The organism is Amycolatopsis antarctica (assembly GCF_002262875.1).
Lineage (GTDB): Bacteria > Actinomycetota > Actinomycetes > Mycobacteriales > Pseudonocardiaceae > Amycolatopsis > Amycolatopsis antarctica.
Genome location: NZ_NKYE01000006.1, coordinates 322,172 through 342,202 on the forward strand (window position 1 = coordinate 322,172; position 20,031 = coordinate 342,202).

Annotated in this window: 15 protein-coding genes; 6 read left to right on the top strand and 9 right to left on the bottom strand. The window is 71.4% G+C overall.

Annotation, left to right across the window (positions count from 1 at the left end; translation table 11 throughout):
• The first annotated feature begins 9 nt into the window (after nt 1-9).
• Both CFN78_RS12625 and CFN78_RS12630 read left to right on the top strand, forming a co-directional pair.
• Nucleotides 10-912, top strand: a complete 903-nt coding sequence (locus tag CFN78_RS12625; protein ID WP_094862914.1) for a phosphotransferase family protein — start codon at nt 10-12, stop codon at nt 910-912.
• A 339-nt stretch (nt 913-1,251) separates the two neighbouring features.
• Nucleotides 1,252-1,737 (top strand): hypothetical protein, encoded by a 486-nt coding sequence (locus CFN78_RS12630; protein ID WP_094863001.1) that lies wholly within the window; start codon nt 1,252-1,254, stop codon nt 1,735-1,737.
• A gap of 52 nt (nt 1,738-1,789) precedes the next feature.
• On the opposite strand, the gene CFN78_RS12635 is transcribed toward CFN78_RS12630, so the two are convergent.
• Nucleotides 1,790-3,133, bottom strand: coding sequence for an MFS transporter (locus CFN78_RS12635; protein WP_276307331.1), 1,344 nt, complete (start codon nt 3,131-3,133; stop codon nt 1,790-1,792).
• Between the two features lie 70 nt (nt 3,134-3,203).
• Here CFN78_RS12635 and CFN78_RS12640 point away from each other — a divergent pair, with 70 nt between their 5' ends.
• Together CFN78_RS12640 and CFN78_RS12645 are read left to right on the top strand one after the other, a co-directional pair.
• Nucleotides 3,204-3,569: an ArsR/SmtB family transcription factor gene (locus CFN78_RS12640; RefSeq protein ID WP_094862916.1), complete on the top strand. Its 366-nt coding sequence runs from the start codon at nt 3,204-3,206 to the stop codon at nt 3,567-3,569.
• Nucleotides 3,570-3,899: 330 nt separating this feature from the next.
• A complete protein-coding gene (locus tag CFN78_RS12645) occupies nt 3,900-4,145 on the top strand; it encodes a hypothetical protein (protein WP_094862917.1) in 246 nt (81 codons plus the stop codon).
• A 112-nt stretch (nt 4,146-4,257) separates the two neighbouring features.
• On the opposite strand, the gene CFN78_RS12650 is transcribed toward CFN78_RS12645, so the two are convergent.
• Nucleotides 4,258-5,547 carry a cytochrome P450 gene (locus CFN78_RS12650; RefSeq protein WP_094862918.1) on the bottom strand — a complete coding sequence of 430 codons (1,290 nt, stop codon included), beginning with the start codon at nt 5,545-5,547 and terminating at the stop codon, nt 4,258-4,260.
• A gap of 356 nt (nt 5,548-5,903) precedes the next feature.
• On the bottom strand, nt 5,904-6,641 hold the full coding sequence (locus tag CFN78_RS12655; protein ID WP_094862919.1) for a zf-HC2 domain-containing protein: 738 nt from the start codon (nt 6,639-6,641) through the stop codon (nt 5,904-5,906).
• 62 nt (nt 6,642-6,703) lie between these two features.
• On the opposite strand from CFN78_RS12655, the gene sigC reads away from it, so the two are divergent.
• Nucleotides 6,704-7,276: an RNA polymerase sigma factor SigC gene (gene sigC / locus CFN78_RS12660; protein WP_420807878.1), complete on the top strand. Its 573-nt coding sequence runs from the start codon at nt 6,704-6,706 to the stop codon at nt 7,274-7,276.
• 233 nt (nt 7,277-7,509) lie between these two features.
• On the opposite strand, the gene CFN78_RS12665 is transcribed toward sigC, so the two are convergent.
• From CFN78_RS12665 to CFN78_RS12690, 6 genes are all read right to left on the bottom strand, one after another.
• Nucleotides 7,510-13,020, bottom strand: coding sequence for an ATP-binding protein (locus CFN78_RS12665; protein ID WP_094862920.1), 5,511 nt, complete (start codon nt 13,018-13,020; stop codon nt 7,510-7,512).
• Nucleotides 13,021-13,252: 232 nt separating this feature from the next.
• Complete coding sequence (locus CFN78_RS12670) at nt 13,253-14,047, bottom strand: FadR/GntR family transcriptional regulator (RefSeq protein ID WP_094862921.1); 795 nt, start codon at nt 14,045-14,047, stop codon at nt 13,253-13,255.
• A gap of 7 nt (nt 14,048-14,054) precedes the next feature.
• The gene (locus CFN78_RS12675) at nt 14,055-14,837 is read right to left on the bottom strand and encodes a 3-oxoacyl-ACP reductase (protein WP_094862922.1); all 783 of its coding nucleotides are present in this window, start codon (nt 14,835-14,837) and stop codon (nt 14,055-14,057) included.
• 32 nt (nt 14,838-14,869) lie between these two features.
• Complete coding sequence (locus tag CFN78_RS12680) at nt 14,870-16,234, bottom strand: aldehyde dehydrogenase family protein (protein ID WP_094862923.1); 1,365 nt, start codon at nt 16,232-16,234, stop codon at nt 14,870-14,872.
• Nucleotides 16,231-16,956: a gamma-glutamyl-gamma-aminobutyrate hydrolase family protein gene (locus tag CFN78_RS12685; RefSeq protein WP_094862924.1), complete on the bottom strand. Its 726-nt coding sequence runs from the start codon at nt 16,954-16,956 to the stop codon at nt 16,231-16,233. The genes CFN78_RS12680 and CFN78_RS12685 overlap by 4 nt, the downstream gene beginning before the upstream one ends.
• Nucleotides 16,937-18,301, bottom strand: coding sequence for a glutamine synthetase family protein (locus tag CFN78_RS12690; RefSeq protein ID WP_205660503.1), 1,365 nt, complete (start codon nt 18,299-18,301; stop codon nt 16,937-16,939). Before CFN78_RS12690 ends, CFN78_RS12685 begins: the two co-directional genes overlap by 20 nt.
• Nucleotides 18,302-18,565: 264 nt before the next feature.
• Between CFN78_RS12690 and eat the strand changes: the two genes are divergently transcribed.
• Nucleotides 18,566-20,017 carry an ethanolamine permease gene (gene eat, locus CFN78_RS12695; RefSeq protein WP_165777537.1) on the top strand — a complete coding sequence of 484 codons (1,452 nt, stop codon included), beginning with the start codon at nt 18,566-18,568 and terminating at the stop codon, nt 20,015-20,017.
• The last annotated feature ends 14 nt before the right edge of the window (nt 20,018-20,031 follow it).

A 20,031-nucleotide genomic window follows, 5' to 3' on the forward strand; every position in this document is an offset into this window, starting at 1 on the left:
GGTGAACCGATGAGCCCGGCGGAGCGCGGAACCGGTTCCGCGCTCGTGACCGACATTCTCGCCCGGCACCTCCCGGGCACCGCGATCGGCGAGGTCGTGCCGCTCGGGGAGGGTATGGAGAACGTGGCGTTCCTGGTCGACGGCGAGCTGGTCGTCCGCCTGCGGAAGGAGCCGGATCCGGAGCGGCGGGCCGTGCTGGTCGGCACCGAGGCACACGTGCTGGCCACGGTGGCGGCGGTGTCGCCGCTGCCGGTACCGGTGCCGGTGTTCAGCGCCCCGGAACTGGGCTGTCTGGCCTACCGAGCCGTGCCGGGCACCCCGCTGCTCGCGCTCCCCCGTCCGCGCTGGGAACCGCACACGTCCAGGATCGCCGAGCTGCTCGGCGGGCTGCACGCGGCCGTGCACGGCATCCCGGTGGACCGGATGGCGGACACGGTGCCCTGTGACGTCGAGCCGCTGCCGGGTTGGCTGGAAGACGCCGCCGGGGACTTCGCGTGCGTCTCCACGACGGTGCCGCGCCTGTTCCACCGTTCGGTCGAGGCGTTCCTCGGCGCGTCACCGCCCGCGGAGCCGGACCACCTGGTGTTCGCGCACAACGATCTCGGCATCGAGCACGTGCTGGCCGCAGCGGACGGCTACCCGGTCACCGGGGTGATCGACTGGGGTGACGCCGCGATCACCGATCCCGCCTACGACCTGGGCCTGCTGTACCGCGACCTCGGACCCGCCGCGCTGGACTCGGCACTGGGCGAGTACCACACCGGCCCGCCCGATCCCGCGCTGATCGAACGAGCGGTGTTCTACGCGCGCTGCGGCGTGTTCGAGGACCTCGCGCACGGCCTGCGCACCGGCACGCCCGGGTACGTGGACAAGTCCCTGACGGCCCTGCCGTGGTTATTCCCCGCGACATGACCACCCGGAAACGTAAGAGGCGCCGTTCTCGACCAGCCTGGGGGTCACTGGGAGAACGGCGCCTCCTTCAGGCTACCGCACAGTAATGCCGAACGGGGAGTCCCCGGCGAAATCGCAGTTCAGAAGGGCGTGGCGAGCACTCCCACCCTCGCGCCGGACGCGGCGCCCGCATTCGCCGAAGCGGACGGATCCGATGGTGTACACGAGCGTTCCCTGCGTACGTTCGCCTGGCGTAAGGTGAGCGTCGACAACGGTTCCCGCGATACGAACCGCCTCAGCGGACAGCCGGCCGGCCCGGGGCGGCGGGCGCGCCGACCCGTCGAGCGTGAGGAAGCCGAGATGGACCCGGACCGCGGCGAGCGGGATTCCGCCGAGTTTCCGCTCGGGGCGAAGATCAACCACCTCATCGGCACCCTGTATCCCGACCGGGCAACCCGGCCGGGGTACGCACGCCTCGCCGCGGAGATCCGCGAGCAGACCGGCGAGCCGATGTCGAGCACGTATCTGTGGGAGCTCGCCACCGGCCGCAAGAGCAACCTGACCCAGGGCACACTGGCGACGCTCGCCCGGTTCTTCGGGGTGCCGGCCGAGTACTTCCTCGACGACGACGTCACCACGCGGGTGAACGCCCAGCTCGACCTCGCCCTGGCGCTGCGCAACGAGAAGGTCCGTTCGATCGCGTTGCGCGCCGAAGGCCTCTCCGACGACACCCTCAGCGCGATCCTGGCCATGCTCGCCGAGGCACGCAAGATCGAACGGCTGGCCCCGCTCGAGGAAGGGGCGGCGGACGAGCCCGGCGCGGGGCCGGTACCGGGCTCCCGCTGATTCCCGGGCTCGCCGGGCCTCCCATTGTGGAGTGTCCTCGTGCCAGGGCCGGTCAGCCGGCGGCCGGCCACCGTCGGTGCATGTCGTCGATGACGTACGTGTGCCGGTGCCGCCACGCACCCGGTGCGACCTCCACGGCGTCCAGCAGATGACCGGGATCCCCGACGGGGGCGCGGTGCACGTGCTCGATCGCCTCCGGATCGGGCCGTGGCCAGGCCCGGGCGGCGACCAGAAGCCCCCCGGCCGCCAGGAGGGTGAGAACGCTCCAGGCCACGGTGAAGCCCGCCGCGCTGCCCAGAAAACCCGCGATCGCGTAGGCCGGCACCCAGCAGGCGTGCGACAGCGAGAACTGCGCGGCGAAGATCGCCGGCCGGTCGGCGGCACCGGTGGACCGGCGCAGCACCCGTCCCACCGGGGTGAGCACCAGCCCCGCCCCCACACCGAGCAGCGACCACACCACCATCGCTGCCGGCATACGACCGCTACCCGAGTCCACTGTAGACAGAACAACGGCGCACACGGCGCCTCCGGTGAGCACGGCGCCTCCGGCGAGCATCACCGGCCGCTCCGACAGTCGCGCGAGCAATGCGGGCAGGGCGGCCGCGGCCAGTGCGGTACCGACGCCATTGGCCGCCAGCAGCAAAGCGACGTCCACGGGTGAGCGGCCGAGGGTGTCGCGCACATAGTTGACGGTGCTCACCACGACCATCGCCCCGGCGGAGGCGACCGCGAGATTGAGTCCGAGCAACCCGCGCAGACGCGGGGTCGCACCGTGGATCCACAGGCCGGCGGTCAGCCGCTCCCGGACACCGGCGCGACCCACCGGAGCGGCCGCCGGGATCGACGCCGTCACCACGAGCAGTGCCGACCCGGCGAAACAGACCGAAGTCGCGGTGAACAACCATGGGAAACTCACCACCGTCAGCGCGGCGGCGGCCGCAGCGGGCGAGAGCAGGCTCTCCATGGTCGATGCGAACTGGGCGGCGGACAGCGCCCGGGTGTACTCCCGTTCGGTGGGCAGGATGTCCGGCAGGACGGCCTGAAACGCCGGGGTGAACGCGGCCGACGCCGCCTGGAGCACCACGATCAGTACGTACACCTGCCACACAGCGCTGACGAAGGGCAGCGCGAGCACCACCAGCGCACGAATGAGATCGAGTGCGACCAAGGTGGCACGCCTCGGCAGTCGATCCGCGTAGGCACCCGCGACCGGCGCGATGACCACGTAGGTGACCATCTTCAGCACCAACGCCGATCCGAGGACCATGCCCGCGTTCCCGCCCGCCAGCCGATAGGCGAGCAGGCCGAGCGCGACAGTGGCGAGGCCGGTTCCGAGCAGCGCGATGACCTGGGCGGCGAACAGGTGGCGGTAGTCGCGCAACGCGAACAACGACACGCAGGCCTCGATTCCAGTTCTGGGCGGCGGTTCCCGCGAAGACCGCCTGACCATGGCAGCATAAGTGCACATGTACGCACATGAAAACACTGGTGGCGGGCGATCCGACTCCGGAGTACGGGCACTACCACCTGCCGAACAGGTGGAGGCAGCCGCGACAGCGTTGCGAATGCTGGCCGATCCCACGCGGATGCGCATGCTGTGGCTTCTCTGCGCGGACGAATACGATGTGGCCTCTCTGTCGGCCGCCGTCGGTGTCGCCCGGCCCGCCGTGTCCCAGCACCTCGCGAAGCTACGGCTGGCCGGGCTCGTCAGTCTGCGCCGCGACGGCAGGCACACGCGCTACTCGGCGCGGGGCGGCCACGTCCGCAGACTTCTCGCGGAGGCACTCAGCGCCGCGGAGCACCACCTCCACGGCCTCCCCGATCATGACTGAGATCGTTCCGCCCGGATCGCCCCGCCTACTTTAAGTCCCTTGTGGACGGTCGGCCGGCGACGGCCTTCGCGTTCCGGCCGGAGCGGGGACGAGGCCACGGTCAGCGGGTGTCGTCGCGCTCCCTGGACGAACGGGCAGGCAGGGACCGAGCAGGGCCCCGGCATTCGTGTGACCCTCGCCCGCCCGCGCCATCGCCCGTTTACCGGACCGTCCCCGTGGGTACTTCGCAACCAAGACGCCCGGACGCGCACACGGAAGATCGCGATCGGGCCCACATCAGCGGGTGTTCGCCCCGGCGACCCCGGCTCCCAGATCCCCACTGGAGGAATCGTGTCGAAGAAGGACAAGAAGAAGGACAAGCTGAAGAAGCTGCAGTCCAAGGGCCGCGGCTACGCGGAGCGTGCGGAGGCCGCAGCCGAACGCGCGGAGCGCGCCGCCGCGCAGGCGCTGGCCGCGGCGACGGCGAGCGGTGCTCAGGTTCCGGCAGAGCCCGACCCCGACCACCATTCCCCGGCCTACACCAGTCCGCGGGGTCGCGACGCGACCCCGGCGGCCGCAGCCGTGCAGCACTCCTGACCCACGGGTCTTCGCGGCCCCGTCGCGATCGCACTCGTGACGGCCGACCGCGCGGCCCGCGAACACGACCGACCTGGCCCGGCCACGCGATCCGACCTGTGTGGACGGCCGGCTAGTTCAGCACGACCGGCAGGGCGTCGACACCGTAGACGATCGAGGTACCGCGGAACGACAGCCCGGCGGGGTCGATGGCCAGCCTCATCTCCGGGAACCGCCGCATCAGCGCCGGGTAGGCGGCGCGCAGCTCCATCCTGGCCAGTTCGGCGCCGATGCAGCGGTGGATCCCGTGGCCGAACGCGAGGTGCGGCGCGGGAGCCCGGGACGGATCGAAACGCTCCATGTGCGGACCGAGGGTCTCGTCCCGGTTCGCCCCACTGAGTGAGCACACCACGATGTCGCCACGGGCGATGGACACCCCGGCGATCTCCATGTCCTCGGTGGCGAAGCGCGGAAACGCCACCTGCACCACGGTCAGGTACCGCAACAGCTCCTCGACGAAGCGGTGGACGCCGTCCTGCTCCCCCAGCACCTGCTCGGCCGAATCGGGGTTCTCCAGCAGCACGAGCGCGCCGAGGGCGAGCATGCTCGCCGTGGTCTCCAGGCCGCCGGTGAGGACGCCGTCGGCCAGTCCGGCCAGTTCACGGTCGTCGATCTCGTCGCCGTGCTCCTTGATCAACATGCCGAGCAGTCCGTCGCCAGGGTCCCGGCGCTGTTTCTCCACGATGCCCAGCAAGTAGGTGAGCGACTCGGAGATCGCCCCGAGCGACGCGCTCGCCCCGGCGAACAGGTCGAACCGGGCGGTGCTCAGGCGCTGGAACTCGGCCCGGTCCTCGTACGGGACGCCGAGCAGTTCGCAGATCGTCAACGACGGGATGGGCAGGGCGAACTCCTGCCAGAGGTCGACCGGTCCGGTCGACTTCTCCATGGTGTCGAGCTGCTCAGTGATGATGGCGTCGATCCGCGGCGCGAGCCTGCCGATGCGCCGCATGGTGAACTCGGGGGTCAGCAGCCGCCGGAGCCGGGTGTGCACGGGCGGGTCGGCGAATCCGAGCCCGCCGGGGTTCTGCTCCACCGCGGCCTTTCCGTCCCGCATCAGGTTGGTGAAGTCGCTGCTGAAGCCCGAGACCTTGCTCAGCACGGCCTTCGCCTCGTCATGACCGGTGACCAGCCAGGCGGTCACCCCCAGTGGCAACGGCAGCGTGCTGATCGGCTGGTCGGCGCGCACCCTGGCGAGTTCCGGTACCGGATCGAGTCCGTCCCGCTTCAGCGCCATCAGCGCCTCGTCCGGGATCAGTGAGATCTTGGACAGGTCGAGACCGTGCTTCTGCGTGCGAGCGAAGTATCTGCGTCCCAGCCACGCGATGACGCGTGCGCGTGCTCGGCCGAAATCGGGAATCACCATGATCTATCGCTACCCTCGTGCCCCTCGTTGGTTCCACTCACCGGAACGGCACCATTGCCACCGATACCGCCGGAACGGCGCTCGGCCTGTTCCGCTTCGCCGATCACCGCCACCGGCCAGGACCGCGGTGGCGGGCCACTACCCGCCCCCGAGGGACGGCCGGACGATCAGGCCCGGCCACCCGCGTCGCGTTCGCGGGTGTCCCCGGACCGGGGTTCTGCCTGCTCCCGTACGTCCAGGGTAGCGGCTCCGCCGGGCTGATCCCGGTGGACGTCACCCCGGCGGCCCGATCGGGCGCCGACCACGGGATCGGACGAACCGGACGCGCGATGTCCCCGGCCGGGCCGGGCGGGGGCTCACGCCGCACGGTGTCGTCCGGCCGGACGGGGGAACGGCCCGCGTCCGCGCGGGCGTCCCTCGGACGTGGGCGGGTGGTCCGGCACACCGGCCCCCGTTCCGGCGTCCCCGCCACCGGCCCGCGCCCTCGCCGGCCCTGGCCGGTGCAGTTCGCGATGACCGCGGTGCACGACGTAGAGCAGGATCAGCCCGGCCAGCACCACGCCGTGGGACAGCACGCGGTCGGCACCGACGCGGTCGCCGATCAGGTCGCCCGCCGAGACGAACGCGAGGACCAGCACGAAGCCGCCGATGACCGGGAGCTGACCGGCCGCGGCGGTCGTGCGCAGTGCCGCCCACAGCAGTCCGACACCGATCGCGAGGTTCCAGGCGGCGCTCTCGTTGCCCAGGTGACCGGCCGTCAGCGCCCCGTGTGCCCCGTGCGCGAGGTCAGGGACACCGAGGAGCTGGGCGAAGGCCAGCCCGCACTGCGCCAGCGCCACCACGGCGAGCGCGACCCGCGGTCCCCACCGATCCCGGCGCGGCGGCGGCGCGTTCTCCAGGATGGCGGCGGTGAGGTCCGGCACCGGCGGTGCGGCGCGGACGACCATCGACCGCCGCAGCCGCGTGCCCTCCGCGTACCAGGACCGGCAGGCGGCACACTCGTCGACGTGCGCGTCCACCTCGGCGTCCGGCAGCGGCCCGGTCTCACCATCCAGCCTCGCCGACAGTGCCTCTCGGAACGTCTCGCAACTCACCCGCAGATAGTCGCCCGAACGGCCCGGCCGGTTCCCACCGGCCGTGCATTACGGTGATACGGGTGACCAGGGACCCCGCCGACGACGAGCGGACCACCGAGCTCGCGCTCGCCGCGGGCCGCGGCGACCAAGCGGCACTGGAGGCGTGGGTCCGGGCCACGCAGGCCGACGTGTGGCGGTTCGTCGCCCATCTCACCGGTGTCGCGGTGGCCGACGATCTGACGCAGGAGACCTACCTGCGTGCGTTCGGCTCGCTCCCCCGGTTCGCTGGCCGGTCCTCCTCGCGCACCTGGCTGCTCTCCATCGCACGCCGGGTGACGATCGATCAGATCCGCTCGGCGTCGGTACGCCCCCGGGTGGCCGGGAACGTCGACTGGGAGCCCGCCGCCGAACAGAACGACGCCCGCCGCCACCGCTCCGGCGCCGGCTTCGAGGACACCGTGGAACTCGGTGTGCTGCTCGACGGGCTGGACGCCCAGCGCCGGGAGGCTCTGGTGCTGACGCAGCTTCTCGGGATGTCCTACGCCGAGGCCGCCGAGGTGTGCGGGTGCCCGGTCGGCACCGTGCGCTCGCGGGTGGCCCGCGCTCGTGAGGACCTGCTGTCGGCACGCGACGAACGGGACAACGCGGTCTGACGGCCACGCGTCCGGGCAACGGACGGGGCCCAAGATCGCGGCAGTCCCTTCCGGGACGCCATCGAGCGGATTCACGTCAATCCATTGTGGACAGAGGCGGCCGGCCCGGGAGCCGGCGAGGACGCCGGACCGCGGTGAGCGGTCCGCGGACGATGTCGGTGTCGGTGTCCGTCCGCGGACCGGCCCACGGCATGCGTCGGCAACCGCACCGTCCACACCGGACGGCACCGGCCCTACCGGTCGCGCATGCCCGCCTCGATCACATCGATGATGCGGGGACGCAGTTCGGCGGCCCGCACGATCGCGTCGACCGAACCCACCCGCACGGCGCGCTCGATGCTGTGCACCCGGTCGAACTCGGCGGCGACCTCGCCGAGCTTCTCGGCACGGACGGACGCCCGCGTCTCGGCGAGCTCGGCGGCCACCGCGCCGCGTTCGGCCGCGTCGGCCTCGCCGACCCGCTTCTCCAGCTCACGTACCCGGGAGTCCTTGACGGTCCGGCCGTTCACCTCGCCCGCGAAGACGACCGCCGCGGCCGGGGCTCCGCCGAGCACCGAGGCGAACGACCCCTCGACGGCGAGCACCGTCATGTTCGGGTTCAGCGCCTTGGAGAACACGACGAAGGCCCCACCGTGGTAGCGGGAGATCACGCAGAACACGATCGGGCCCTCGAAGTTCACGATCGCCCTGCCGATCTCGGCACCGTACTCGAGCTGCAGCTTGCGCATCGACTCCGGCGAGCCGTCGAAACCGGACAGGTTCGCCAGCACCACCAGCGGCCGGTTGCCGCTGGCCCCGTTGATCGCCCTGGCCGCCTTCTTCGAGGAACGCGGGAACAGAGTGCCCGCGGTGTAGGTGTCCGGGCCGTCGGTGGGCGGGAAACCACGGCGGGGCACCGACCGCGACTCGACGCCGAGCAGGCAGACCGGCCACCCGCCCAAGTGCACGTCCTGCACGGCGACGGTGTCGGCGTCGGCCATGCCCGCCCAGCGCTCCAGCACCGGGTGGTCCTGGTCCGAGACCGCCCGCATCACCGTGCGGATGTCGAAGGCCTTCTTGCGGTCCGGGTTCGACCCGGCGGAGAAGATCTCCCCCACCGTGGTGAAGTCGCTGCCGACCACCGCGTGCGGGTAGCCGGAGATGTCCCGGTCGTGCGGGTCGCCGGTCGGCGCGCGGCGCGGCGTGGTCTCCCCGGACGCGACGTAGGTGTGGTCGTAGTGCGACATCAGCACTTCGCGCGCCGCACCGAGGTCACGCGCCCAGTACTGCGCCTGACCGTTCGGGCCCATCACCCGGTCGTAACCGCCGATGCCGTAGTTGTCCTCGGCGGAGACACCACCCGAGAAGTCGAGGGACTGCTTGCCGGTCAGCACCATCGCCGAATCCGGGGTCATCACCAGGATTCCCTTGGTGTGCATGAGCATCGTCGCCTCGGCGTTCCAGTACGGCTGGGCGCCGACGTTGATCCCGGCGACGACCACGTTGATCTCGCCGCCGTCCTGGGTGAAGTGCACGATCCGCTTCAGCGCGGCGGCGATCCAGTCCATGTTCTCCGTGCCGGACTCCATCGAGATCCGCGCACCCGCCGAGAGCGCGAACCACTCCAGCGGCACACCCTTCGACTCGGCCAGGTCCAACGCGGCGATGATCCGAGCGCATTCCGGCTCGGACAGCGCGCCGAGTGCCTTCGTCGGATCGCCGAGCAGCGCGACGCGGGTGACCCCGCCGGGGTGCCGCTCAGTCGGCGTGGTGACCACGCCCGCGACGATCGCGGCCGAGTTACACCCCTTCGGACGGTCTACCGGGACCAGCGCACCCGACTCGTCGAGGTCGTACTCGACGAACTCGCCCCGGGGCCCGGCGAGCATCCCGGTCAGTTCGTACGGGTAGACGGTGCCGCGACGGCTGGCGCTCAGCACCTTCTGCCGGTAGCCGTCCAGCGGTTCGATGACCGCCTGCGAGGGCACCTCGATGGCCAGCCGGATGCCGGACCCGCCGTCGTACCCTGCTCGCAGGGCCACGTCGTGCAACTCCCCGGTGGCCGGATCGCGCCTGCGGGCGAGGAACAGCACCTCTTCGAGTCCCGTGTCGGCCGTGGTGGGCAGGACCCGGCGAGCCACCGAGTTCAGCTCGCCCATGCCGAGTTCGGTCGGCGGCCACACATAGATGAGGATTCTGTTGGTGTCGAAGCGCTTCCGCGCCGGGCGCTGTGCCTGCTCCTTGCGGATCGCGTCCAGGCAGCTCGCGAGCGTGTCCTCCACGGCGGGCAGCGCGATCAGCTTGCCGTTGTTGTCGCGCAGCGGAGTCATGTCGCGGACCTGAGCGAGAACCACCAGCCGCTCGTCCGAGGCGTTCTCCGGGGCCACGCACCTGAACAGGTAGATGTCCTCGTCGGTCGAGGGCATCCTGGTCAGGTCGAACTTGCGCAGCCGTTCGAGCTGCATCCGCTGGGCGATGAGCGGGTGCAGACCGCGGATGAGACGCCGCTCGGTGAAGTTCCCGCCGTCGGACGGCCGGAAGGTGAAGTGGTGGTGCATCACCGCGCCGCTCGCTCCGGCGACGGTCGTGGTGATCCGCCGTACCCGCTCCGGCGGACTCTGCGCGGCGAGCACCTCGTGCAGACTGGCCGCCATGGCATCGATCTCCTCGGGCTGGTCGGCCCAGCCGAGGTAGACGTCGGCGACCACCGCGACCTCGTCGCCCTCGGGGACGAGGTCACCGATCGCGCGGATGGCGGCGGGCAGCGCGGGAAAGTCGACCGCGGTGGTGACCACCCGGGTGCGCGCGGTGCCGTCGTCGTACTCGGCGACGACGAAGGGGCAGCCCGCGACGTGGACGGCGCGCACCTCGGACAGGGCCCGGTTGCCGTAGTAGCGGCGGCTGAGCACTTCCAGCAGCGGGACCGGGTCCGCACCGCTGCGGCCGATGCGCTGGCCGAGGAGCCGGACCAGCGGCTGCTCGTTGGCGACCATCGCGGAGATCCGCTCGCCGCGGTCCGGGGCGTCCGGGTGCGCGTCCAGGTGCCGCAGGTGCTTGCGGACGCCGGCGTACGCCTCGGCCCTGCTGCGTCGCAGCAGGGGCTGGGCGAACCAGCGGAAGACCACCCCCCGGGCCAGGTCCGCGACGGCCGGGAAGCGGAGCTGGGTGGCGGCCACCAGGTGCTTGAGCACCCGGCCCGCGGTGTTGCGCAGCGCCTCGCCCGGCGGCCCTTCGGTGAGCCACTGGCGCAGCAGCGTGGTCACCACCGCCACGTCGGCGGAGGCACGCTGCTGCGCGAGGAAGATCCGGAAGACGGCCTCCTCCAGTTCACCGGTGCGCTCCAGGTCGTCGATGCCGTAGTGGGCGAGTACGCGCGCGAGTCCCTGCTGGAAGGTGTCGGACACGCCTGCCCGGTCCACGTCGAGACTCTGCAGGTAGGCGTGGAAGTACTCCCGCGGGCTGTGCACGTGTCCCTCGGCGGCGATCTCCTCGCCGACCGGCCGGTTCCGGCTCAGGTCGGACAGATCCGCGAACACGCCCAGCAGCGCGAACTCGTCGTCGAGCGGACGCCTGCCGGTCTTCGCGAGTTCCGCCCGCGCCGCGAAGTAGGCGGTCAGCACCCGTTGCTCGTCGTACGGGTCCGCGTCGTACCCGAGCAGCAGGCTGCGCAGGTCCTCCAGGCCGCGGGCGACCCGGCTGGCGGCGGTGGTTCCGTCCCGTTCACCGGGCAGTTCGAGTTCGACGTCGCCGCCGGGCTCCTCGGCGGCCTCCGCCGGGTCCTCGTCGCCGAGGGGCTCCAGTCGCAGCAGCGGTGCGCCGGTCTCGACCTGGCTGCCGACGGTGACCATGCATTCACGGAGGCGGGCTCGGAACGGCGCTCGCAGCACCGTCTCCATCTTCATGCTCTCCAGCACGAGCACCGGAGCGTCAGCCTCGACCTCCGTGCCGACCCCGACCGGGGTGGCCACCACGAGCGCCGGGGCGGGCGAACGCACCACGCCGCCCTCGTCCCGGCTGACCCGGTGGGTGACACCGTCCACCTCGATCAGGTGCACCGGGCCGTGGGTCCCGGTGACCAGCCGGAACCGCCTGCCGTTGACGATGATCTGGCCGCTGTGCCGGTCGAAGCGCTCGATCTCGACGTCGGCGGCGTGTGCCTCGGCGCCGTTGGCCGTGCCGAGACCGACCCGGAAGCGGCCGTGGCCGACGCGGGCCACCCGCACCCGGTATCCGGCGCCGCGCAGTTTGAGGTCCAGCGGCCTGCCGCTCTCGAGCTGCACCTGCGGGCGGCCACCGTGCGCGGTCGACAGGAGCTGCTGCAGCGCGACACGCTCGGACTCCTCGTAGGCCTCGATCGCCGCGGCGGCCAGTGCGACAGCGGAGTGCCGGTGCGAGACGAGCCTGCCCTCACCGCGGACCCGGTCGATCCAGCCGGTGTCCGCACTGGCGTCGATCACCTCGGCCTGGGCCAGCAGGTCGAGCACGAAGCTCTTGTTGGTCGCGCCGCCCTCGATGATCACGGTGGTCTGGGCCATCGCGCGGCGGAGCCTGCCCAGCGCCTCCTCGCGATCGCGGCCGTAGGCGATGATCTTGGCGATCATAGAGTCGAAGTCGGCGGGGATGGTGTCGCCCTCGCTGACGCCGGTGTCGACCCGGATTCCCGGGCCCGCGGGCAGGCTGAGCCGGGCGATCCGGCCGGGCGAGGGTGCGAAGTCACGGTCCGGGTCCTCCGCGTTGAGCCGCGCCTCGATAGCGTGGCCGGTTTCGGCCGGCGGCTCTCCTTCGAGCCTGCCCCCGCTCGCGACGTGCAACTGGGCCTTCACCAGGTCCATTCCGGTGGTGGCCTCGGTGATCGGGTGCTCGACCTGGAGGCGGGTGTTCACCTCGAGGAAGGCGAACAGCCGGTCACCCGGGTGGTACAGGAACTCGACGGTGCCGGCGCCGCGGTAGGCCACCGCGAGGGCCAGCCGCTCGGCGGCCGCCTTCAGCTCGCGTGTCTGCCCGGGGTCGAGGACCGGGGAGGCCGACTCCTCGATGACCTTCTGGTTGCGCCGCTGCACGGAGCAGTCCCGCACCCCCAGCGCCCAGGCGGTGCCCTGGCCGTCGGCGATGACCTGCACCTCGACGTGCCGCGCGCCGGTGACCAGCCGCTCCAGGAACACCACGCCGCTGCCGAACGCGCGCTCGGCCTCCAGCCGGGTGCGCTCGTAGGCGTCGGCGAGTTCGGCCTCGCCGGTGATCACCCGGATCCCGCGGCCGCCACCACCCGCGGTGGCCTTCAGCATCAGGGGATACCCGATCTCGCCGGCGGCGCGCACCGCGTCGTCGAGCGTGTCGACGGCACCCCGGCTCCACGGGGCCACCGGGACCCCGACCTCCTCGGCGATCAGCTTCGAGCCGATCTTGTCCCCCAGCTTGCGCATCGCGTCCGCGCTCGGCCCGACGAACGCGATGCCAAGCTTCTCGCAAAGCTCGGCGAACGCGGGGTCCTCGGCGACGAAGCCCCAGCCGACCCAGGCCGCGTCGGCGCCGGTCTCGGTCAGCGCCCGCTCCAGCACCCCGAGGTCGAGATACGGCCGGGCGGACGCCGGGCCGAGGTAGTGGGCGTGGTCGGCCTCACGGACGAAGGTGGCCGTGCGATCGGCGTCGGTGTAAAGGGCGACGGTCTCTATCCGCGTCCCGGTCTCCGCGGAGATCTCCCGGACGGCGTGGATGAGCCGCATCGCGGCCTCTCCACGGTTGACGATGGCGACACGACTGAACACCGAGCGAGCCCTCCCGCTTGAGGATTATGCGAGGCGGCTTCGCCCCACGACTGTGTACACACTCTCGTCTACCGCCGAGTATGGAAAGGACGAGACCCGGCGGCCCCCGGCGCGGACGGTGCGGAGCGACCACTCCGTCCCCGGTTCGGGCCGGACCAGGATATTCGCTGCCGATGACGGCGGCGCGCCACGGTCCCGGCGGCCGCGTGTCCGGTCTCGTGTACACCGGATCTCAGCTCAGGAACCCGCGCAGCAGGGCGGCCGTTCCCTCGAGGTGTTCGGCGGTGGCGCGCCGCGCGGCCGCGGGGTCGCCGGCGAGGATGGCGTCGACGATCGCCTCGTGCTGGGCGTTCGAGTGCTCGATGTTGCGCTCCAGCAAGGGGATCTCGTCGAGCAGGAGGTTCACCCGCATCCGGGCGCCGGCCAGCGCCGTGGTCAGCGAGCCGGAACCGGAGACCTCGGCGACGGCGAGATGCAGCCGGGAGTCCCTGCGCCGGTAGTCGGCCAGGTCGGCGGCCGCGGCCTCGGCAAGCACGCCGGTCAGGTGGCGCCGTTCGGCCGGGGTCAGCGACCGGGCGGCGGCGAGTTCGGCGGCACCGGTCTCCAGCACGTGGCGCAGGGCGAGCGCATCGTGGACGGCCGCGGCGTCCAGTCCCGTCCCGGCGGTACCGCCGCGGGCCGCGGGCAGGGTCGGCGTGACGAACGTGCCGCCGTACCGGCCCCGCCTCGATCGCACGTACCCGGCGTCGGCGAGCGCGCGGATCGCCTCCCGCAAGGTCACCCGGCTGACGCCGAGCCGCTCCGCCAGTTCGCGTTCCGCGGGCAGCCTGGCTCCCGCCGCGACGACACCGAGCCGGATCGCCTGCAGGAGCCGTTCCACGGTCTCCTCGAAGGCGTTACCGGTGCGGACCGGCCGGAACAGCGCGTCGTCCGCGCTGACCCCGGTGGACGCGGGTTCCGTCCCGCGCCCGGACCGCTCGTCCACGTCCTGCTCCCGGGTGCGGGACCGCCGCACCTGCTCGGTCATCGACGGCTCAGATCGGCGTGACGTAGGCGCCGGAGATCCCGCCGTCGACGAGGAACTGCGAGGCCGTGACGAAGGACGCGTCGTCACTGGCGAGGAAGGCGACCGCGGCCGCCAGTTCGTCCGGTTCGGCGAACCTGCCGACCGGAACGTGCACGAGGCGCCGTGCCGCCCGTTCGGGGTCCTTGGCGAACAGTTCCTTCAGCAGCGGGGTGTTCACCGGCCCCGGGCACAGGGCGTTCACCCGGATGCCCTCCCGGGCGAACTGCACGCCCAGTTCGCGGCTCATCGACAGCACCCCGCCTTTCGAAGCGGTGTAGGAGATCTGCGAGGTGGCCGCGCCCATCACGGCGACGAAGGAGGCGGTGTTGATGATCGAGCCGCGCCCTTGCCGCCGCATGTGCGGGATCGCGTGCCTGCAGCACAGGTAGACCGACGTGAGGTTGACCTGCTGGACGCGCTGCCACGCGTCGAGTCCGGTGGTCAGGATGGAGTCGTCGTCCGGCGGGGAGATGCCCGCGTTGTTGAACGCGACGTCGACGGAGCCGAACCGTTCGGCCGTGCTGCGGAACAGGTTCTCCACGTCCGGCTCACTGGTGACGTCGGTGCGCACGAACGCCCCGCCCACCTGCTCGGCCGCCGCCGTGCCCGCCTCGGTGTCCACGTCGGCGATCACCACGGTCGCTCCCTCGTCCGCGAGCCGTCGCGCGGAGGCCAGGCCGATACCGCTGCCGCCTCCAGTGATGACGGCGACGCGCCCCTCGAAACGCCGGCAGTTGCTCGACGATGCCATGCTCGCTCCTCTCCCGGGCCCGCGTCGCCCGGTCAGGCTTCGGTGCCGATGAAGACGTTCTTGGTCTCGGTGAACGCGTCGAGCGCGTCCGGGCCGAGTTCCCGGCCGAGGCCGGACTGCTTGAAGCCGCCGAACGGCGTGGAGTACCGCACGGAGGAATGCGAGTTGACCGAGAGGTTCCCGGCCTCCACGCCACGGGACACGCGCAGCGCCCTGCCCACGTCGCGGGTCCAGATCGAACCGGAGAGGCCATACTCGGTGTCGTTGGCCATCGCCACCGCCTCGGCCTCGTCGTGGAACCGCACGACCGCGACGACCGGGCCGAACACCTCGTCGGTGAGCAGCACGTCCGAACGGGAGGCCGGGGTGACGACCGTGGGCGGGAACCAGAATCCGGGGCCATCCGGGGCGTGGCCGCGAAAGGCGACCGGGCTGTCGCCGAGCAGGCCGGTGACCCGTTCCCGGTGCGCGGCCGAGATCAGCGGGCCCATCTCGGTGGACTCGGCCGCCGGATCGCCGACGACCACGCCGCGCACGGCCGGTTCGAACAGTTCCATGAAGCGGTCGTAGACCTCGGCCTGGACCAGGATGCGTGAGCGGGCGCAGCAGTCCTGACCGGCGTTGTCGAACACCCCGTAGGGCGCGGCCGCGGCGGCTCGTTCCAGGTCGGCGTCGGCGAAGACGATGTTCGCGTTCTTGCCGCCCAGTTCCAGGGTCAGCCGCTTCACCTGGTCGGCGCAGCCCGCCATGATCTGCTTGCCTACTTCGGTGGAGCCGGTGAACACCACCTTGCGGACGGCCGGGTGCGTGACGAAACGTTGCCCCACAACGGATCCCTTGCCGGCGATCACCTGGAACACGCCGTCCGGCAGGCCCGCCTCGCCGGCCAGCTCGGCCAGCCGCAAGGCGGTGAGCGGGGTCAGCTCGGCGGGCTTGAGCACGACGGTGTTCCCCGCGGCGAGGGCGGGTGCGAACGCCCACGCGGCGATCGGCATCGGGAAGTTCCACGGCACGATCACGCCGACGACGCCGAGTGGTTCGGCGAAGGTGATGTTCACCCCGCCCGCCACCGGGATCTGCTTGCCGGTGAGCCGTTCCGGCCCGGCCGAGTAGTAGTCGAGCAGGTCCCGGACGTTGCCCGCTTCCCAGCGCGCGTTGCCGATCGTGTGCCCGGAGTTGGCGACCTCGAGGCGTGCCAGGTTCTCCACGTCGGCGTCCACCGCCGCGGCGAACCGCCGCAGCAGCCTGGCCCGGTCGGCGGGGGCCACCGCGCGCCAGGCGGGCAGGGCCGCCTGGGCGCGGGCGATCGCGGCGTCGGTCTCGTTCGCGGAAGCGAGCGCGACGGTGCGTACCACCTCCTCCGTCGCCGGGTTGATGACCTCGATCGTTGTGCTCATGTCCGTACACCCCTGCTCGCGTCGACGAGTGCGGCGAACAGCCGCACGTCCTCCGGTTCCTGCTCGGGATGCCACTGCACCCCGAGCACGAACGTCTCGCCCCCCAGTTCCACGGCCTCGACGGTGCCGTCCGCGGCCCAGCCGGACGCCCGCAGGCCGGTGCCGAGCCGATCGACGGCCTGGTGGTGGTAGCACCGGCAGGCCGTTTCCGGGCCGAGGACGGCCGCGGCCAGGCTGCCCTCGGCGAGGGTGACGGTGCCGCTGCCGTACACGGCGACCTCCGGCTGGTGCGCCGTTCCGACCAGATCCGGCAGGTGCTGCACGAGAGTTCCGCCCAGCGCCACGTTGAGCACCTCCATCCCGCGGCAGACGCCCAGCACCGGAACTCCGCGGGCCAGCGCCAGGCCGAGCAGCGCGAACTCGAACTCGTCCCGGTCCGGGCGGGTCACCGTGCGCGGGTGCGGGGCGGCCCCGTACCTGGCCGGTTCCACGTCCGCGCCGCCGACCAGGACCAGAGCGTCCACAGTGGACAGCAGTTCCGCGTGCCCGGTGCCGATCGGCGGCAGCAGCACCGGCACCCCGCCCGCGCGGACGACGGCGTCGAGGTAGGGCCGGTGCAGCACGGCGGCCTCGGTCTGCCAGACGCCGAAGCGGGTGGATTCCAGGTAGGTGGTCAGTCCGATCCGCGGCCGCGGGGCCGGATCAGAGACGTTCGAAGCCACGTACCCGCTCCCAGTCGGTGACCGCGGCGCCGAACGCGGCGAGCTCGACCCTGGCCGCGTTGAGGTAGTGCTTCACCACGTCCTCGCCGAACGCCTCCCTGGCCCGCTCGCTGCCCTTCAGCAGCGCCGCGGCCTCGTGCAGTGTCGTCGGCACGGTGGGCTTGCCGGAGGTGTAGGCGTTCCCGGTGAACTCGGGCTCCAGCGTCAGCTCGTGCTCGATGCCGTGCAGACCGGAGGCGATGAGCGCGGCCACCGCCAGGTACGGATTGACATCGCCGCCGGGTACCCGGTTCTCCATCCGCAACGACTCGCCGTGGCCGACGACGCGCAGGGCGCAGGTGCGGTTGTCGATCCCCCACGCCGCGGCGGTCGGGGCGAAGCTGCCCGGGACGAAACGCTTGTACGAGTTGACGTTCGGGGCCAGGAAGTAGGTGAACTCGCGCAGGCAGGCGAGCTGCCCGGCGAGGAAATGCTCCATCAACGGGGAGAAGCCACCGGGCCCGTCGCCCGCCAGTACCGCCTCGCCGCCGACCGAGCGCACGCTCAGGTGGATGTGACAGGAGTTGCCCTCGCGTTCGTCGTACTTCGCCATGAAGGTGAGGCTCCTGCCCTCCTGCGCGGCGATCTCCTTGGCGCCGGACTTGTAGACGCTGTGGTTGTCGCAGGTGGTCATCGCATCGGCGTAGCGGAACGCGATCTCCTGCTGCCCGGGATTGCACTCGCCCTTCGCGGACTCGACGTACATGCCGGCGCCGGTCATCTCGTTGCGGATGCGGCGCAGCAAAGGTTCCAGTCGCGCGGTCCCGAGCATCGAATAGTCCACGTTGTACTGGTTCGCCGGGGTCAGCCCACGGTAACCGCGATTCCAGGCCTGCTCGTAGGTGTCGTCGAAGACGATGAACTCGAGCTCGGTCCCGGCGAACGCGGTGAGACCGTGCGCGGCGAGCCGGTCGAGCTGACGGCGCAGGATCTGCCGCGGCGACACCGGCACCTCACCACCGCCGACCCACTCGACGTCGGCGAGCACCAGCGCGGTGCCCTCCTGCCACGGGATCCGGCGCAGCGTCGCGAAGTCCGGGCGTAGCACGAAGTCGCCGTAGCCGCGGTCCCAGGAGGACACCTCGTAGCCACCGACGGTGTTCATCTCCACGTCGACGGCCAGCAGGTAATTGCAGGCCTCGGTGGCGTGCGGGACGACCTCGTTCAGGAAGTACTCGGCCGCGCAGCGTTTGCCCTGGAGCCTGCCCTGCATGTCGGTGATGGCCACCAGGACGGTGTCCACCTCCCCTGCGGCGACGAGCTCGCGCAGTCCGTCGAGGGTGAGCATGCCTCTCCTGGTTGCCATCGGTGGCAGTCCCTTCCCGCGACGCCGGACACCACCGCACGCCTCGACCCGGTAAAAGGATCAAATATGACCCATTGACTGAGTTGTACCGATCCGCCGCGATAGCTGTCAACCGCACACCAGCCCGCCCGATCCGCGATCTCCCGGCGGATTTCCTCGCTACCCGACCACGGAACAACGCCCATACGGACCTTGACAAAGACCTGGTGACAGCCGACTCTCGGTGGGCCCCAAAGGACTGTTGGCGCACCCATTGGAGTACCTGTGGCTGAGCGCAAGGCCGAACGCGGCGTGGAGTACACCGAGGTCGGGGACGACTACCTCGCGAAGCGGCAGCTCCGCCGCGGCGCGGCCGGATGGCTGCTGCTGGCCGGGCTCGGCGTCTCGTACGTGATCTCCGGCGATTTCGCGGGCTGGAACTTCGGCCTGGAGAAGGGCGGCTGGGGCGGACTGCTGATCGCCACCGTGCTGATGGCCGTGATGTACGGCTGCATGGTGTTCGGCCTGGCCGAGATGTCCTCGGCACTGCCGGTCGCCGGGGCGGGCTACGGATTCGCCCGCCGCGCCCTCGGACCACTGGGCGGATTCGCCACCGGTTTCGCCATCCTGATCGAGTACTCCATAGCGCCCGCGGCGATCTCGGTCTTCATCGGCGCGTACGTCGAGACGCTCGGGTTGTTCGGGCTCACCAACAGCTGGCCGGTCTACCTGGGCTGCTACCTGATCTTCATCGGCATCCACCTGCGCGGCGTCGGCGAGGCGCTGCGGGCCATGTTCGCGATCACCGCCGTGGCCGTGGTGGCACTGATCGCGTTCGTCGTGGGGATGATCCCCAAGTTCTCCGTCGACAAGCTCTTCGACATCGCCCCGACCGACGCCGCGGGGGCCAGTTCGTTCCTGCCCTTCGGCATCGCGGGCGCGGTGGCGGCACTGGTGTACGGCATCTGGTTCTTCCTCGCCGTCGAGGGCGTGCCACTGGCCGCGGAGGAAGCGCGCGACCCGCGAAGGGACATGCCCCGCGGGATCATCGCGGCGATCGCCGTGCTCGTCGTGTTCGCCGCCCTCATCCTGGTTCTCGCCCCGGGCGGCGCGGGAGCGCAGGCGATCGCCGGATCCGACAATCCACTGCCCGAAGCGGTACGGGCCGCCTACGGCGGGGACAACCTGCTCGCCCAGATCGTCAACTACGTCGGTCTCGCCGGGCTGGTCGCCAGCTTCTTCTCGATCATCTACGCCTATTCGCGTCAGCTCTTCGCGCTGTCCCGCGCCGGTTACCTACCCAAGTGGATGTCGCGCACCGGCAAGCGGAAGACGCCGTACCTGGCACTCATCGTCCCGGGCACGATCGGCTTCCTGCTCGCGACCATCACCAGGGACGGCGCGCTGCTGATCGACATCGCGGTCTTCGGTGCCACCGTCTCGTACGTCCTGCTGAACCTCTCGCACATCGTGCTACGGGTGCGCGAGCCGGGGCTGGAGCGGCCGTACCGCACGCCGGGCGGGGTCGTCACCACCGGCATCGCACTGGTGCTCGCCGTGGCCGCGGTGGTCGCCACCTTCCTCGTCGACATCGTCGCGGCCATGATCATGGCGTGCATCTTCGTCGCCGGGCTGGCGTACTTCTGGTTCTACAGCAGGCATCGGCTGGTCGCCTCGGCGCCGGAGGAGGAGTTCGCCGCCATCCACCGGGCCGAGGCCGAACTCACCGAGGGCTGAGCGGCACCGGCCGC

Excerpts from the sequence above, each read along its gene's own strand:
- CFN78_RS12690 (WP_205660503.1), bottom strand. The coding sequence starts at position 18,301 with ATGGCAACCAGGAGAGGCATGCTCACCCTCGACGGACTGCGCGAGCTC.
- CFN78_RS12630 (WP_094863001.1), top strand. The coding sequence starts at position 1,252 with ATGGACCCGGACCGCGGCGAGCGGGATTCCGCCGAGTTTCCGCTCGGG.
- CFN78_RS12625 (WP_094862914.1), top strand. The coding sequence starts at position 10 with ATGAGCCCGGCGGAGCGCGGAACCGGTTCCGCGCTCGTGACCGACATT.
- CFN78_RS12640 (WP_094862916.1), top strand. The coding sequence starts at position 3,204 with ATGTACGCACATGAAAACACTGGTGGCGGGCGATCCGACTCCGGAGTA.
- CFN78_RS12650 (WP_094862918.1), bottom strand. The coding sequence starts at position 5,547 with ATGGTGATTCCCGATTTCGGCCGAGCACGCGCACGCGTCATCGCGTGG.
- CFN78_RS12680 (WP_094862923.1), bottom strand. The coding sequence starts at position 16,234 with ATGAGCACAACGATCGAGGTCATCAACCCGGCGACGGAGGAGGTGGTA.
- CFN78_RS12675 (WP_094862922.1), bottom strand. The coding sequence starts at position 14,837 with ATGGCATCGTCGAGCAACTGCCGGCGTTTCGAGGGGCGCGTCGCCGTC.
- CFN78_RS12670 (WP_094862921.1), bottom strand. The coding sequence starts at position 14,047 with ATGACCGAGCAGGTGCGGCGGTCCCGCACCCGGGAGCAGGACGTGGAC.